Source organism: Rhizobium sp. S96 (assembly GCF_030382195.1).
GTDB lineage: Bacteria > Pseudomonadota > Alphaproteobacteria > Rhizobiales > Rhizobiaceae > Rhizobium.
The window spans coordinates 94,931-109,836 of the sequence record NZ_JAUDRY010000015.1 but is presented as its reverse complement, the minus strand read 5'-3'; the positions used below and the strand labels follow the sequence as shown (position 1 = coordinate 109,836).

The 14,906-nt window shown below is 59.1% G+C and carries 15 protein-coding genes; 7 read left to right on the top strand and 8 right to left on the bottom strand.

From position 1 onward, the window contains the following. Nucleotides 1–53 precede the first annotated feature (53 nt). Nucleotides 54–1,244, top strand: a complete 1,191-nt coding sequence (locus tag QTL94_RS18110) for a GNAT family N-acetyltransferase (protein ID WP_289802755.1) — start codon at nt 54–56, stop codon at nt 1,242–1,244. 55 nt (nt 1,245–1,299) lie between these two features. Then, nucleotides 1,300–1,725 (top strand): HIT family protein, encoded by a 426-nt coding sequence (locus QTL94_RS18105; protein ID WP_289802754.1) that lies wholly within the window; start codon nt 1,300–1,302, stop codon nt 1,723–1,725. A 77-nt stretch (nt 1,726–1,802) separates the two neighbouring features. Here the strand turns inward: QTL94_RS18105 and clpA are convergent, their stop codons facing one another. The 7 genes from clpA to QTL94_RS18070 form a co-directional block, all read right to left on the bottom strand. Next, complete coding sequence (clpA, locus tag QTL94_RS18100; RefSeq protein ID WP_289802753.1) at nt 1,803–4,316, bottom strand: ATP-dependent Clp protease ATP-binding subunit ClpA; 2,514 nt, start codon at nt 4,314–4,316, stop codon at nt 1,803–1,805. Between the two features lie 10 nt (nt 4,317–4,326). Then, a complete protein-coding gene (gene clpS, locus QTL94_RS18095) occupies nt 4,327–4,680 on the bottom strand; it encodes an ATP-dependent Clp protease adapter ClpS (protein WP_065694377.1) in 354 nt (117 codons plus the stop codon). Between the two features lie 259 nt (nt 4,681–4,939). Beyond that, nucleotides 4,940–5,311, bottom strand: a complete 372-nt coding sequence (locus QTL94_RS18090; RefSeq protein ID WP_289802752.1) for a phasin family protein — start codon at nt 5,309–5,311, stop codon at nt 4,940–4,942. Nucleotides 5,312–5,525: 214 nt separating this feature from the next. Continuing rightward, on the bottom strand, nt 5,526–5,954 hold the full coding sequence (locus QTL94_RS18085) for a DUF3597 domain-containing protein (RefSeq protein ID WP_289802751.1): 429 nt from the start codon (nt 5,952–5,954) through the stop codon (nt 5,526–5,528). 244 nt (nt 5,955–6,198) lie between these two features. After that, nucleotides 6,199–6,402 (bottom strand): DUF3126 family protein, encoded by a 204-nt coding sequence (locus QTL94_RS18080; protein ID WP_065694309.1) that lies wholly within the window; start codon nt 6,400–6,402, stop codon nt 6,199–6,201. Nucleotides 6,403–6,540: 138 nt separating this feature from the next. Continuing rightward, complete coding sequence (cysE, locus tag QTL94_RS18075; protein ID WP_289802750.1) at nt 6,541–7,374, bottom strand: serine O-acetyltransferase; 834 nt, start codon at nt 7,372–7,374, stop codon at nt 6,541–6,543. 121 nt (nt 7,375–7,495) lie between these two features. Beyond that, nucleotides 7,496–8,281: an alpha/beta fold hydrolase gene (locus QTL94_RS18070; protein ID WP_289802749.1), complete on the bottom strand. Its 786-nt coding sequence runs from the start codon at nt 8,279–8,281 to the stop codon at nt 7,496–7,498. 157 nt (nt 8,282–8,438) lie between these two features. On the opposite strand from QTL94_RS18070, the gene QTL94_RS18065 reads away from it, so the two are divergent. Both QTL94_RS18065 and QTL94_RS18060 read left to right on the top strand, forming a co-directional pair. Then, nucleotides 8,439–8,684: a zinc-finger domain-containing protein gene (locus QTL94_RS18065; RefSeq protein ID WP_065694306.1), complete on the top strand. Its 246-nt coding sequence runs from the start codon at nt 8,439–8,441 to the stop codon at nt 8,682–8,684. A gap of 27 nt (nt 8,685–8,711) precedes the next feature. Next, a complete protein-coding gene (locus QTL94_RS18060; protein ID WP_289802748.1) occupies nt 8,712–9,863 on the top strand; it encodes an FAD-dependent monooxygenase in 1,152 nt (383 codons plus the stop codon). Here QTL94_RS18060 and QTL94_RS18055 read toward each other — a convergent pair whose 3' ends face one another. Beyond that, nucleotides 9,864–11,054, bottom strand: coding sequence for a cystathionine beta-lyase (locus tag QTL94_RS18055; protein WP_289802747.1), 1,191 nt, complete (start codon nt 11,052–11,054; stop codon nt 9,864–9,866). 367 nt (nt 11,055–11,421) lie between these two features. On the opposite strand from QTL94_RS18055, the gene QTL94_RS18050 reads away from it, so the two are divergent. The 3 genes from QTL94_RS18050 to QTL94_RS18040 all read left to right on the top strand — a co-directional run bounded on the left by QTL94_RS18050 (nt 11,422) and on the right by QTL94_RS18040 (nt 14,901). Continuing rightward, on the top strand, nt 11,422–12,447 hold the full coding sequence (locus tag QTL94_RS18050; RefSeq protein ID WP_065694303.1) for an amino acid ABC transporter substrate-binding protein: 1,026 nt from the start codon (nt 11,422–11,424) through the stop codon (nt 12,445–12,447). Nucleotides 12,448–12,542: 95 nt separating this feature from the next. Next, nucleotides 12,543–13,745: an amino acid ABC transporter permease gene (locus QTL94_RS18045; RefSeq protein ID WP_289802746.1), complete on the top strand. Its 1,203-nt coding sequence runs from the start codon at nt 12,543–12,545 to the stop codon at nt 13,743–13,745. A 1-nt stretch (nt 13,746) separates the two neighbouring features. Continuing rightward, nucleotides 13,747–14,901: an amino acid ABC transporter permease gene (locus tag QTL94_RS18040; protein WP_289802745.1), complete on the top strand. Its 1,155-nt coding sequence runs from the start codon at nt 13,747–13,749 to the stop codon at nt 14,899–14,901. The last annotated feature ends 5 nt before the right edge of the window (nt 14,902–14,906 follow it).

Genomic DNA, 14,906 nt, shown 5'->3' with positions numbered 1-14,906 from the left:
GCGCAGACTGTTCGGGAGCCCTATTCCCCCCCAAACGGTCTCGCATTTGCTCCATGACAGACGATCTTTCAATCCGCATCGAGCGGTCCTTTGCCGACATTTCCCCTGAGAGCTGGTCACGGCTTTCCGGGGCCTCCAATACGGGCAAGGCGATTGCTTATAATCCATTCATTTCACACGCCTTCCTGTCCTCGCTGGAAGAATCCGGATCCGCCACCGCGCAGACCGGCTGGCTCGGGCATCATATGCTGCTGGAAACCGACCGCGGGGAACTCGTCGGCGCCCTGCCCGGCTACCTGAAAAACCACAGCCAAGGTGAATACGTCTTCGACCATGGGTGGGCGGATGCCTTCGAACGCGCCGGCGGCCGCTACTACCCGAAGCTCCAATGCTCCATTCCCTTCACGCCCGCGACCGGTCCGCGCCTGCTTGTGGCGGAGGGATTGGACCGTCGTCCGATCCAGGACGCAATGGCGGAGAGCCTGAAGGAGGTTGTCCGGCGGCTTGGTGTTTCAACGGCGCATGTGACCTTCCTGCCGGAAGACGAAGTCAGCATCTTCGAGGGTGATGGCTATCTCCATCGGACCGACCAGCAATTTCACTTCATCAACGACGGCTATGCCAACCACGAGGAGTTCCTCGAAACGCTCGCGTCACGCAAACGCAAGGCGTTGCGCAGAGAGCGGCGGGCAGCGTTGGAAAACGGCATCAGCATCGACTGGCTGACAGGCCAGGATCTGACGGAACGCATCTGGGATCAGTTCTTCGCCTTCTACATGGATACCGGAAGCCGCAAGTGGGGCCGTCCTTATCTGACGCGGAAGTTCTACTCGCTGATTGGCGAACGCATGCCCGAGGACATCCTGCTGATCATGGCCAGGCACAACGGGCGCTATGTCGCCGGCGCGATCAACTTTATCGGCGGCGATACGCTCTATGGCCGCCACTGGGGCTGCATCGAGGACCATCCCTTCCTGCATTTCGAGGTCTGCTACCATCAGGCGATCGACTTTGCCCTGGCGAAGGGCTTGAAGCGGGTGGAGGCCGGCGCGCAGGGCGAGCACAAGCTGGCGCGTGGTTACCTACCGGTGACAACCCATTCCGCGCACTATGTCGCCCATGCCGGCCTGCGCCGCGCGATCGCCGACTATCTCGAGCGCGAGCGGGACGATGTCGAGCACATGAACGACATTCTGACCGAGCACAGCCCCTTTCGCAAAGGCGAGCGGCTTCAGGAGGATTGACGCCCTCGCCTTGACCGCGCTACGCGAACCAGATGCCGCAACGAGGAGATATCGAATGCCAAGCGCCGCCTATGACAGCACCAACATTTTCGCCAAGATCCTGCGCGGTGAAATCCCCTCTCACCGGATCTACGAAGACGAGCACACCGTTGCCTTCATGGACGTGATGCCACAGGCGCCGGGCCATGTCCTCGTCGTCCCAAAGGCGGCCTCGCGCAATCTGCTCGACGCCGATCCGGCGACCCTCGCTCAAACGATTCCGGTGGTCCAGAAGGTTGCGAACGCGATCAAGGAAGCCTTCGACGCCGATGGCGTCTTCGTCTGCCAGTTCAACGAACCGGCCGCCGGGCAGACGGTCTTCCATCTGCATTTCCACGTGATTCCACGCCACGAGGGCGTTGCATTGAAGCCGCATTCGGGCAAGATGGAAGACAACGCCGTACTCGCGGCCAATGCGGAAAAGATCAAGGCTGAGCTTTGATCGCAGGTTTTCCGCGCCAAGCTGACGGATCGCGGTTGACGTCAAAATAAAAGGCGGCTCAAGAGCCGCCTTTTTCCTTACTTCTTCGGAACCCGGGGAACCGCACTGCCCTTCTTGGGCGGGCTCTTCGTCTCGGGTTCGGCCGCGACAGCAGCCTTGGCTTTCTTGACGGTCGCCGTCGCCTTCTTGGCGCGGGACTTTGTCTTCAGCTCACCATCATCCTCGTGGTCCGTTTCCGGATGCACAACCTCGGCTTCCGGCTTGGGCTTGATCGGCGCGCTGTCCGATACCGACTCAAGGAGGATACCTTGCTTGCCGTCTTCCTTGATGCCGACCGTGACGTTGACGACGCCGCCCTTCTTCAGCTTGCCGAAGAGGATTTCGTTGGCCAACGGCTTCTTGATGACGTCCTGGATCACGCGAGCAAGCGGGCGAGCGCCCATCTTTTCGTCGTAACCCTTTTCAGCCAGCCATGCGATCGCGTCTTCGTGCAGGTCGAAGGTAACGTTCCGCTCGGAAAGCTGCGCTTCGAGCTGCATGATGAACTTCTGCACGACCTTGTGAATCACGACAGTCGGCAGCGGCGCGAACGGAATGACCGCGTCGAGACGGTTGCGGAATTCCGGTGTGAAGATGCGGTTCAGCGCCTCTTCGTCCTCGCCCGTGCGCTTGGAAGAACCAAAGCCGAAAGCAGCCTTGGCCATCTCGGACGCACCCGCATTGGTCGTCATGATAAGGATGACGTTGCGGAAGTCGATCTTCTTGCCGTTATGGTCGGTCAGCGTGCCGTGGTCCATCACCTGCAACAGGATGTTGTAGATGTCTGGATGGGCCTTTTCGATTTCGTCGAGCAGCACCACGCAATGCGGATGCTGATCGACACCATCGGTCAGCAGACCACCCTGGTCGAAGCCGACATAGCCGGGAGGTGCACCGAGCAACCGGGATACGGTGTGCCGCTCCATATATTCCGACATGTCGAAGCGCAGCAGTTCCACGCCGAGCGATGCCGCCAGCTGCTTTGCCACTTCGGTCTTGCCGACGCCGGTCGGGCCGGAGAAAACATAGGAACCGATCGGCTTGTTCGGCTCACGCAGGCCGGCACGCGCCAGCTTGATGGAGGTCGAGAGCGCTTCGATTGCCGTGTCCTGGCCGTAAACGACAGACCGCAATTCCTGCTCGAGGTTGGCAAGAACGGCCTCGTCGTCCTTCGACACGGTCTTCGGCGGAATACGGGCCATCGTCGCCACGGTGGCTTCGATTTCCTTTTCCGTGATCAGCTTGCGACGCTTGGACGGCGGCAGCAGCATCTGGGCCGCACCGGTTTCGTCAATGACGTCGATCGCCTTGTCCGGCAGCTTGCGGTCGGAGATATAGCGCGCCGAAAGCTCGACGGCCGTCTTGATCGCTTCGTTCGAATACCGGAGGTGGTGATACTCTTCGAAATAGGGCTTCAGGCCCTTCATGATTTCGATAGCATCGTCGATCGACGGCTCGTTGACGTCGATCTTCTGGAAACGACGAACCAGCGCGCGGTCCTTCTCGAAGAACTGGCGATATTCCTTGTACGTGGTCGAACCGATGCAACGGATCGCCCCGGACGACAGCGCCGGCTTCAGAAGGTTCGAAGCATCCATAGCTCCGCCAGACGTCGCACCCGCACCGATAACGGTATGGATTTCGTCGATGAACAGCACGGCACCTGGATATTCTTCCAGTTCCTTCACGACCTGCTTCAGGCGCTCTTCGAAGTCGCCACGGTAACGCGTGCCCGCAAGCAGCGTACCCATGTCGAGCGAGAAGATGGTGGCGTCAGCCAAGGCTTCCGGGACCTTGCCTTCGACGATGCGCTTGGCGAGGCCTTCGGCGATTGCGGTCTTGCCCACACCCGGATCACCGACGTAGAGCGGGTTGTTCTTGGAACGGCGGCACAGGACCTGAATGGTGCGATTGACCTCGGCGTGACGGCCGATCAGCGGGTCGATCTTGCCGCCCTTGGCCTTCTCGTTGAGGTTCACGCAATAGGCCTTCAGGGCGTCCTGCTGCTTCTTGGCGCCGCCTTCTTCCTGCTCGCCGCTTCCGCGAGATGCAGGCTTGTTCTCGGATTCACCCTCGTCTGAGCCACGTGGCGCACGCGACTCGGACGACCCAGCGCGCTTGCCGATGCCGTGGGAGATATAGTTGACGGCATCATAGCGGGTCATCTCCTGCTCTTGCAGGAAGAATGCCGCGTGGCTTTCACGCTCGGCGAAGATCGCGACAAGCACGTTCGCCCCGGTCACTTCTTCGCGGCCGGACGACTGGACGTGGATGACGGCACGCTGGATGACGCGCTGGAAGCCGGATGTCGGCTTCGAGTCCTCGTCATAACCGGTTACCAGGTTTGAAAGTTCGTTATCGACATATTCAATAAGCGTCTTGCGCAGCGCGTCGAGGTCCACATTGCAGGCACCCATGACCGCTGCCGCATCGGCATCGTCAATCAGCGCAAGCAACAGATGCTCGAGCGTCGCATACTCGTGATGCCGCTCGTTGGCAAAGGTCAGTGCCTGATGGAGCGCCTTCTCAAGACTAGGCGAAAATGTTGGCACGTTCAGATCCTCACTTCTTTTCCATGACGCATTGCAACGGATGCTGGTGCTGCCGGGCAAAGTCCATCACCTGGCTTACCTTGGTCTCCGCTACCTCGTATGTAAATATTCCGCACTCGCCGACGCCGTGGTTATGGACATGAAGCATGATGCGGGTGGCACTTTCACGATCCTTCTGAAAAAAACGCTCCAGGATATGGATGACGAACTCCATCGGCGTGTAGTCATCATTCAAAAGCAATACGCGGTACAGATTGGGTTTCTTGGTCTTCGGTTTCGTGCGTGTGATGACCGAGGTTCCGCGATTTCCGTTGTCCCCGTTCCTTTCGCTATCATTTTGCATCCGGATCGGCTTTACGATCATGTTCATTCATTCCTCGATCAGTTCGACGGTGCATCGGGAGACTGCTTTACCCGCCGAAAATCTGACTACTAACTTAGTTCATCGTAGAGCGATTTTAAGCCCCTCGTTTCACACTGCAATCACAATTCACCCGGAGTTTGTGCAAAGACACAAAAACTACGGGGCCAATCGTTCGAGGTTTCGTGAAAAACGAAAAGACCGGCCGCAAGTGCGTAGCCGGTCTTCGTTTTTCAAGGGGTATTTTGGTTTTTACGGCGGACTATGCCGCGTTGCTGGTAACCGCAGTCGCGGCCTTGCTGGCTTTAGCGACAGCCGCAGCAACCGGCGCCTCGTAGCTCTTGTAGGCGCTCTTGGCGAGATCGGAGTACATTTCGCCCAGCTTGGTTGCTTCCGCAACGAAGTTCTCATAGGCCGACTTCGCGTATTTGGTCTGGAGTTCCAGAGCGGCTTCGAAGCTGCGGGTTCCCGCGAGCGCTTCGAAATGGCTAATCGCATCCTGGAAAGATTTCTTCGAGTACTCTGTGGCTTCCGACGTTATCGCCTGAAATCCCTTGGTCGTGTCCGAATAGCTTTTCAGTATCGTGTCCATGGCTTCCTTGCTCTTCCCGTTGGCATCATCGAAGGTCAACATGCTTTATCCTCCCTGTAGGCATAGCTGACGTTAGCTGCACCGCACACAGAGTCAAGTAGTCTTGTGCGATGCAAAACAACCGATAATTGCATACCCAATCTAAGGAGATCAGGACGCCGCCGAGCGACGTCCATCATTCTTTGATTTTGCTAAAATATATCAGGTCGCCGCAACCAGGAGCTTTGCTCAAAATAATGCCACGGCGCCGGATCGGTCAGTCCAGCAGGTCGGCTGGAACCTTGCCGCCGTTTTCCGCGAGGCGCTTCATCAGTGCCTTGTGCAGGAACATGTTCATGGTGGCCGTGTCGTGTGTGTCGCCGGTGTAGCCGAGTTCGGAGGCAAGCTCCTTTCGCTCGGCAAGGCTTGCGTCCATTCCCACCGCCTTCATCAGGTCGACGATAGAACGGCGCCAATCAAGCTTCTGACCGCTTTTTTTAACAGCGGCATCGAGCAGCGGTACGATATCCACTGCGGCAGCCGGCGCCGATTGGGCGGGCGCGGAAGTCGTCGGTACCGGTGACGGAGCAGCGGAAGGAGAAGCCGGCGCCTGTACCGGCTCGACCCTCGGTGCTGCGGCCGGCGTGACCGGAGCCGCCTGGGCCTCCCCAAAAATCGCCTGCTTGATCTTGTCGAAAATACCCATTCTCAATGTCCCCTTGCTGGCGCTTGAGCACATGCTCCGGGCGGAAGATGGGGCAGCGGCGCTGGTGGTCCAGACTCCACGGCCATTTCAATCCACCGTCGGGCGACTGAATCGATATATTTCAGCTATTTCGGGAAAATTGGCGGCAGGCGCGCCGAAACGTCGGGGCGGCTATCCGCCGATTTGCAAGCCGCATCGCGTGCGACTTGCTGAATGGCAACGAAGACGTTCGTCGAATGCCAGATCAAAGATCGACGTCGAGGATCGCCATCGAGAAATTGTAGGAGCGGTCGCCGTCTTCGTCATCGATGTAAACGACGCCCAGAAATTCTTCGCCCATGTAGACTTCAGCGGAATCGTTCTTGCGAGGACGTGCCTTGACGATCATCTGCGGGTTGAACGTGCGTTTGAAATAGGCGTCGAGTTTCTTGATTTCTTCGGGCTTCACACTGCATCTCCTGAGCGGTCTCGGTGGCCGCTTCTTGCACGGGAAAGACGGGCCTGTAAAGGCACGGGAAGCGATGCTTGATTGCTTTCCCCGCCGAAGTTCAGGCCATTTTCATGTGTTGTTGCTGCGCCGGCAACGTCAGATGTCGGCGCCGATAACCTGATCCATTACCCGCGACGGCTCGGAACACCCGGCCTCTCCTACCACCTTCGCCGGCACGCCCGCGACGGTCGTTTTTGGAGGAACCGCCTTCAGAACCACCGAACCTGCGGCGATGCGCGAGCAGTAGCCGATCTCGATGTTGCCGAGTATCTTGGCGCCTGCGCCGATGAGGACGCCGCTGCCGATTTTCGGATGGCGGTCAGCCCCCTCCTTGCCCGTGCCGCCAAGCGTCACGCCGTGCAGGATCGACACGTTGTCGCCGATCACAGCGGTTTCGCCGACGACGAGGCCCGTCGCGTGATCAAGGAAAATGCCGCGACCGATACGGGCAGCCGGGTTGATATCTGTCTGGAATACGCTCGACGACCGGCTCTGGAGATAGAGCGCGAGATCCCGGCGACCGCGATTAAGCAGCCAGTGCGCCAGCCGATGGGTCTGCAGCGCATGGAATCCCTTGAAGTAGAGCACGGCTTCCATGAACCGGAGGCATGCCGGGTCGCGGTCGTAGATGGCCTGGATGTCGACGCGCAGGATCGTGCCCCATTCCGGCCAGTCTTCCAGCATCTGGTCAAAGGTCTGGCGCAGCAGGATCGCCTGCATATCGGGATGATCGAGGCGTTCGCAGATGCGGTAGATCACGCACTCTTCCAGTGATCGGTAGTTGAGAACCGTCGAATAGAGAAACGCCGCCAGCACCGGATCGCTTTCCGCTGCTGCTCGCGCTTCCTCGCGCAGGCTGTCCCAGATCGGATCCATCACCTTGAGCGAGCTTGCCGTCTCAAGAGGACGAATGTCTGTCTTTGCGACCATGGAAGGTCTCCTCGTATTCCGTATGAACGGCAGTATATAAGGCAAAAAGCCGCTGACATAAATGGCTTATGCGAGAATGGTTTCCCACATTCGCCTTACCCGATCGGCCGACCGCAGAATGTCACCGACCGGCGACCTTTCCATAGAAGCCGAGAACGGCCTGCTTGAACACTTTATCACCCACTGCCAGCATGTGATCGCGCCCGGGAATATCAAGCGCTTCGGCATTCGGCATCAGGGATGCAAGTTCCTGCGGAGATCCGGCAATGTCGTCCTTGGTTCCGACGCCGATCAGCGTCGGCGCGTCGATTTTTCCCATATCCTCTCGCGGCACAAGATCGCGTGAACCGCGGATACAGGCCGCCAGCGCCTGGCGGTCGCTCTTTGTCTGCTCGGCAAAGGCGCGAAACATCCGGCCGCGGGCATGGCTGACACCATCCAGCGCGGGCGCCAACAGCGCGTCGGCGATCGGATCCCAGTCGCCCACGCCATCCGTCATGCCGATCCCGAGACCACCGAGAACCAGAGAGCGAACGCGATCGGGACGCGCCAGCGCTGCAAACACCGAGATGCGCGCGCCCATCGAATAGCCCATGATATTGGCTTCGGGAATGCCGAGGTGATCGAGAAGCGCGATAGAATCGCCCGCCATATGCCAGGGCCTGTAGGCCTCGGCGTCATGCGGCTTGTCGCTTGCTCCGTGGCCGCGATTGTCCATTGCGATCACCCGATAGCCCGCATCGCCCAGGGTTTTCACCCAGCCTGGATGAACCCAGTTCACGCTCGCGGTCGAAGCAAAGCCGTGGATCAACAGAACGGGCGCTCCGTTCGGATCGCCTTCATCGAAGTAGGCTAGGTTCAGGCCATCGTGTGTAAAGCTGGAAAAGGCAGGCGTATTCAAGTTCATCGGGGCAGTCCTATTTTTGACGGGACCATATTTTATCGATCTGCGAACGGGAACCCCTGCCCCGACCAAAAATCGGCAGTGCGTCTCTTTGGCTCTACACATTTGCGATGAAGGACTATAAGGTCCGCGCACATTTCAAAGGCATTCGGAGATCACCATGGCCGGTCACAATATTCCTCACTTCCAGAACGACGGCGGACACCGCGTTATCGAAGTCGGCGTCAAGGAATTCATGTGCACCGGCGCGTCTGTTCCCTTCGATCACCCGCACATCTTCATCGACATGGGCGACGAAGACGAGAAGGTCTGTTCCTACTGCTCGACGCTGTACCGTTTCAACAGCTCGCTGAAGGCAACCCAGACGAATCCTGCCGGCTGCGTTTTCCATTTCCAGGTCGCCTAACACCACTGCGGAGAGATCGGATCCCTGATGCCGGTCGAACATGTCGCTATCGTCGGTGCCGGTATTGCCGGGCTGACAGCTGCGCTCGCATTGGCGAACCACGGCATTAGTTCCGAGATTTTCGAACAGGCACCTGCGCTGACAACCGTCGGCGCGGGTCTCCAGCTTTCGCCTAACGCATCGCGGCTTCTCGACAGGCTCGGCGTTCTCGAACAGCTTACAACGGTCTGGTTCGAACCGCAGTCGATCCGGCTGGTATCGGGAAAGTCGCTGCGCGAACTCGCGTCAGTCCCTTCCGGTCAGTTTGCCCGTGCGCGCTGGCACGCACCCTACGGGGTACTGCATCGCGCGACGCTGCAAAACGCTTTGCTTGATGCGGTTCGGAGCAACCCACGCTGTAGCCTGCATCTCGGTTCCCATATCGCGGCTGGCGACATGTTCGCTGGCGCGCGCAAAGCGGATGTGACGGTCGGCGCGGACGGCGTCTGGTCGAAGACACGAGATCTTATTGCCGGCAGTCCAGCATCCCGATTTTCTGGCAACATTGCCTATCGCTTCACCCTGCCCGCGGCGAAAGCCCCTGCATTTCTCGACCGCAACAGCGTAACGGCGTTTCTCGGGCCGTCGGCCCACTTGGTCTGCTATCCGCTTCGGGAGACGGACAGCTTCAACATGGTGGCGATCGCTGCCGGACATGCTGCCCCGCACGAATGGCTGAGCGAGCCGTCAGACACGCAACGGCGGCAGCTGATGCGCCAATTCTCGCGCTGGGACAGCAAGCTTGTTTCCCTATTCGAAACAGCTAGCGACATTACGTACTGGCCACTTTATGAGGCGACAGGCGGCAACTGGCATAATGGTCGCGATACTGTCCTGATCGGCGACGCAGCGCATGCCATGATGCCCTTTGCGGCGCAAGGCGCGGCAATGGCGATCGAGGATGCCTGCGAACTTGCCGCTTTCCTCGCCACACGCTCCCCCAGCGAGGCCTTACCGCTTTTCCAAGCCCATCGGGTGCCGCGCATCAATCATCTGCGGCAACGCGGCGCCTTCAACCAATTCGCTTATCATGCCCGGGGGCCTATTCGCATGGCTCGCGATGTCTTCCTGTCGCTGAAACCGCCGCAAAGTCTCGCGGCGGATCTTGACTGGATTTACGGCTACCAGGCCATCAACTGATCAGACGGCACTTGCCGCCGCAAAGCCGCGCTCGATATCGGCCTTGATATCGGCAACGTCTTCCAGTCCGATCTGCAACCGGATGACCGGCCCTTCGGCCGGCCCCTTGGCAATCCGGCGGTCGTTGAGGTTCACGTGAACCGCAAGGCTCTCGAAACCACCCCAGGACCAGCCGAGGCCGAAGATCTGCAGTGCATCAAGGAAGGCATGCGCCTTGGGCTTGAAGCTGCTGGCCGCATCGGCCTTCAGCACGAAGGAGAAGATGCCGCTCGCGCCCTTGAAATCGCGCTTCCACAGATCGTGCCCCGGGAAGCTCGGCAGCGCCGGGTGAAGCACCGAGGCAACGTCATCGCGGCCTTCAAGCCACTTGGCGATCGTCAAGGCACTTTCATAGTGACGCTCAAGGCGAACGCCCATGGTGCGCAGGCCACGCAGGATCTGATAGGCGTCGTCGGGCGCGCCGCAGATGCCCAGCGTAATGTTCGCCTCGTGCAACTGCTCCCAGTGCTTGGCATTGGCCGAAACGGTCCCCATCAGAATATCGGAATGGCCGGACGGGTATTTGGTCGCTGCGTGGATCGAAATATCGACACCATGGTCGAGCGGACGGAAATACACCGGGGTTGCCCAGGTGTTGTCCATCGCCACCACGGCGCCATGCTTGTGCGCGACTGCCGAAATTGCCGAAATGTCCTGCATTTCAAAGGTGTTGGAACCAGGAGCCTCGGTATGAACAAGCTTCGTATTCGGCTTGATCAGGGCTTCGATACCCGCACCGATCATGGGATCGTAATATTCGATATCCACACCAAGGCGCTTCAGCATCGTGTCACAGAAGTGACGCGTCGGGCCGTAGACGGAGTCAACGACCAGCGCATGATCACCTGCGGAGAGAAACGCCAGGAAAGGAACGGTGACAGCCGCGAGACCCGAGGGAACGAGGATCGTTCCGGCCGATCCTTCAAGCGCGTCGATAGCTTCGCAGAGCGCGTCCGTGGTCGGTGTGCCGCGCGTGCCGTAGGTGTATTTCTGGGCGCGCGTCTCCATTGCCTTGGCGGTCGGGAAAAGCACGGTCGAGGCGTGCACAACCGGCGGATTGACGAAACCATGGTAATCTGCGGGATCGTTGCCCAGGTGGGAAAGGCGGGTGTTGATGCCTGCGTTCTGAAGCAGACCGTCTCTATCTTTCATGCGGAAATAGCCTTTGGCAGGAAATGCAATTTCCGAAACTTTTGGACCCGCCTTTGCGTGCGGTCAACCCATCGAAAACACTGAACGACATCACGCCAGGGCGGAATCGCCAGATATATCAGCAAATTCAAGCAGTTTTTTTCGTCAACCGGTGCTCATTTCCTAGTCATTTGCTTATTTTACGCACCTCAATTAGCGAATTGCCGAATTATCACGCAATCTTGCAGCGCGACACTTGACCATAGTGACATTTGCGACTGTGATAGACCCACTCGCGCCGGGAGGGTGTCGGGTCGCTTGGGGGGTCTGCGCGCTTCAGCCGGCGCTCCCACAAGAAAAGATAAGATAACGGAAAAGGTTGGGAAAAATGAAGATTAAGCTTCTGTCGGCCGCGATTGGCGCAGCGGTTTTCGCACTTGGCGCTTCGGCAGCTTCGGCAACCACACTCGAAGATGTCAAGGCAAAGGGATTCGTCCAGTGCGGCGTCAACACCGGCCTTCTCGGCTTCGCGCAACCAGACGCATCCGGCAATTGGGCCGGCTTCGACGTCGACTTCTGCAAGGCCGTCGCCTCTGCAGTTTTCGGGGATCCTACAAAGGTCAAGTACACGCCGACCAACGCCAAGGAGCGCTTCACCGCGCTGCAGTCTGGCGAAATCGACGTCCTCTCCCGTAACACGACCTGGACGATCAACCGCGACACCGCTCTCGGCTTCAACTTCCGCCCGGTCACCTATTACGACGGCCAGGGCTTCATGGTTCGCAAGAGCCTGAACGTGAAGTCCGCTCTGGAGCTGTCGGGTGCAGCGATCTGCGTTCAGTCGGGCACCACGACCGAACTCAACCTCGCCGACTACTTCAAGGCGAACAACCTCCAGTACAATCCTGTCGTTTTCGAAAACCTGCCTGAGGTCAACGCCGCCTATGACGCAGGTCGTTGCGACGTCTACACGACCGATCAGTCGGGTCTTTATTCGCTGCGCCTGACGCTGAAGAATCCCGATGAGCACATGATTCTTCCCGAGATCATCTCCAAGGAGCCGCTCGGCCCGGCCGTTCGCCAGGGCGACGACCAGTGGTTCGACATCGTATCCTGGACGGCCTACGCACTGATCAATGCCGAAGAATTCGGCATCACCCAGGCGAATGTCGACGAGATGAAGAACTCTCCGAACCCTGACATCAAGCGCTTCCTCGGCACGGAAGCCGATACCAAGATCGGGACCGATCTCGGCCTCACCAACGACTGGGCCTACAACATCATTAAGGGCGTCGGAAACTACGGCGAAGTCTTCGAACGCAACGTTGGCCAGGGCAGCCCGCTGAAGATCCAGCGCGGCCTGAACGCTCTGTGGAACAAGGGCGGCATCCAGTACGCTCCTCCGGTTCGCTAAGCGACAACCGGTCTGAAAGCGTGGGAAGGCGGCTCGCGTCGCCTTTCCACCACAAAGAAAAGCCCAAAAAGGGCTCATAGGGGAATTGGCTCGGCATGACGCAAGAGGCTGTGCACACGACACCTTTGCCAAGCACCGGCTGGAGTTTCCGGTCGGTCATGTATGACCCCAAGTTTCGGGGCATATTCTTTCAGGTCCTAACCATTGTCGTCCTCGTCGGCGTCGTTTGGTGGATTGCTCACAACACCGCGCAGAATCTCGCCCGAAGCAACACGGCTTCCGGTTTCGGCTTCCTGCGCGGACGCGCCGGTTTTGAAATCGGCCAATCGCTGATCTCTTACTCCAGCGATTCGACCTATGGCCGGGCGATCATCGTCGGTCTGCTCAATACGATCCTCGTTGCGGTCGCCGGCATCATCACCGCCACGATCATTGGCTTCGTCGTTGGCATCGGGCGCCTGTCGCATAACTGGCTGATCGCCAAGTTGTGCACGGTCTATGTTGAGGTGTTTCGCAACATTCCGCCGCTGCTGGTCATCTTCTTCTGGTACCAGGGCGTTCTAGCGGTGCTGCCGCAGCCGCGCGAATCGTTGCACCTGCCGCTCAACATGTTCCTGAACAACCGCGGACTGGCCTTTCCGAAGCCGCTCTTCGATACAGGGATGTGGTTCGTGGGCGCGGCGCTGCTCGTTGGCATTGTCGCCAGCGTTGTCACCGCACGGTGGGCACACAAGCGACAGGAAGCAACGGGCAAGCAGTTTCACACCATTTGGGTGTCTATCGCCCTTGTTGTCGGCCTGCCGGCCTTGGCTTTCCTTGTCAGCGGGATGCCGCTAACCTTCGATGTTCCGATTGCGGGCAAGTTCAACCTCACCGGTGGCTCCGTGGTCGGCCCGGAGTTCATGTCGCTGTTTCTCGCCTTGTCGTTCTATACGGCAGCCTTCATTGCCGAGATCGTGCGGGCGGGCATCCGCGGCGTGGCGAAAGGGCAGTCCGAGGCGGCGGGCGCTCTTGGGTTACATCCCTCGAGCACGACCCGGCTGATCGTCGTGCCCCAGGCACTGCGCATCATCATCCCACCTCTGACGAGCCAGTATCTCAACCTGACGAAGAACTCGTCGCTCGCCATCGCCATCGGCTTCTCCGATCTCGTCGCCGTCGGCGGCACCATCCTCAACCAGACAGGTCAGGCCATCGAAGTCGTCCTGATATGGGCGATCGTCTACCTCACGCTCAGTATCCTGACGTCCATCTTCATGAACTGGTTCAACGCCAAGATGGCATTGGTGGAGAGATAAGATGTCGGTATCGAACACCTCTTACGTCAGAAAAGCGATCCTTGCACCGGAACCGGCACCACGCGGGGAAAGGGGCGCAGCAGCCTGGGTTCGGAAGAACCTGCTCGCAACGCCGAAGGATGTCGTCCTCACCGTCGCAGCCCTTGCCGTTCTCGCCTGGGCATTGCCGCACATGATCAACTGGCTGTTCATCCAGGCAGTCTGGCAGGGCTCGGATCGCACATTCTGCGCGACCACCGTGCAGGGCGGCATCCAGCCGGACGGTTGGAGCGGCGCTTGCTGGGCATTCGTCAACGCGAAGTTCGACCAGTTCATCTTCGGCCGCTATCCGCTGGATCAGCGCTGGCGCCCGACGATCGTCGGCATTCTCTTCGTGCTGCTGCTCGTTCCCATGCTCATTCCCAAGATACCCAGGAAGGGATTGAACGCCCTCCTTCTCTTCGTGGCGCTCCCCATCCTGTCCTTCTGGCTGCTCTATGGCGGCCTGGGCCTCGAGGTGGTGGAAACCTCCCTCTGGGGCGGCCTGATGGTGACGCTGGTGCTCTCCTTTGTGGGCATCGCGGTGTCCCTGCCCTTCGGCATCATCCTGGCGCTCGGCCGGCGATCGCACATGCCTGTTATCAGAATGGTGTGCGTGGTCTTCATCGAGGTCATCCGCGGCATCCCGCTGATCACCGTCCTCTTCATGGCGAGCGTGATGCTGCCGCTCTTCCTGCCGACCGGCTGGACGATCGACAAGCTGCTGCGAGCGCTGATCGGCGTCGCGATTTTCGCATCCGCCTATATGGCCGAGGTGATCCGAGGTGGTCTGCAGGCCATTCCGAAGGGACAGTTCGAAGGCGCGGATTCACTCGGCCTCGGATACTGGCAGAAGACGCGGCTGATCATTCTGCCGCAGGCGATCAAGCTGGTTATCCCCGGCATCGTCAACACGTTCATCGGCATGTTCAAGGATACGTCGCTGGTAACAATCATCGGGATGTTCGACCTGCTCGGCATCGTGAAGCTCAACTTCACCGATGCCAACTGGGCAACCGCTGTAACCGCCAGAACCGGCCTGATCTTTGCAGGCTTCGTTTTCTGGCTATTCTGCTTCGGCATGTCGCGCTATTCAGGTTTCATGGAGCGCTATCTTGATACCGGCCACAAACGATAAGAATG

What these genes read in the sequence shown, in the direction of transcription:
- QTL94_RS18110 (WP_289802755.1), top strand. Translation starts at nt 54, where the DNA reads ATGACAGACGATCTTTCAATCCGCATCGAGCGGTCCTTTGCCGACATT.
- QTL94_RS18105 (WP_289802754.1), top strand. Translation starts at nt 1,300, where the DNA reads ATGCCAAGCGCCGCCTATGACAGCACCAACATTTTCGCCAAGATCCTG.
- clpS (WP_065694377.1), bottom strand. Translation starts at nt 4,680, where the DNA reads ATGATCGTAAAGCCGATCCGGATGCAAAATGATAGCGAAAGGAACGGG.
- QTL94_RS18090 (WP_289802752.1), bottom strand. Translation starts at nt 5,311, where the DNA reads ATGTTGACCTTCGATGATGCCAACGGGAAGAGCAAGGAAGCCATGGAC.
- QTL94_RS18085 (WP_289802751.1), bottom strand. Translation starts at nt 5,954, where the DNA reads ATGGGTATTTTCGACAAGATCAAGCAGGCGATTTTTGGGGAGGCCCAG.
- cysE (WP_289802750.1), bottom strand. Translation starts at nt 7,374, where the DNA reads ATGGTCGCAAAGACAGACATTCGTCCTCTTGAGACGGCAAGCTCGCTC.
- QTL94_RS18070 (WP_289802749.1), bottom strand. Translation starts at nt 8,281, where the DNA reads ATGAACTTGAATACGCCTGCCTTTTCCAGCTTTACACACGATGGCCTG.
- QTL94_RS18065 (WP_065694306.1), top strand. Translation starts at nt 8,439, where the DNA reads ATGGCCGGTCACAATATTCCTCACTTCCAGAACGACGGCGGACACCGC.
- QTL94_RS18060 (WP_289802748.1), top strand. Translation starts at nt 8,712, where the DNA reads ATGCCGGTCGAACATGTCGCTATCGTCGGTGCCGGTATTGCCGGGCTG.
- QTL94_RS18055 (WP_289802747.1), bottom strand. Translation starts at nt 11,054, where the DNA reads ATGAAAGATAGAGACGGTCTGCTTCAGAACGCAGGCATCAACACCCGC.
- QTL94_RS18050 (WP_065694303.1), top strand. Translation starts at nt 11,422, where the DNA reads ATGAAGATTAAGCTTCTGTCGGCCGCGATTGGCGCAGCGGTTTTCGCA.
- QTL94_RS18045 (WP_289802746.1), top strand. Translation starts at nt 12,543, where the DNA reads ATGACGCAAGAGGCTGTGCACACGACACCTTTGCCAAGCACCGGCTGG.
- QTL94_RS18040 (WP_289802745.1), top strand. Translation starts at nt 13,747, where the DNA reads ATGTCGGTATCGAACACCTCTTACGTCAGAAAAGCGATCCTTGCACCG.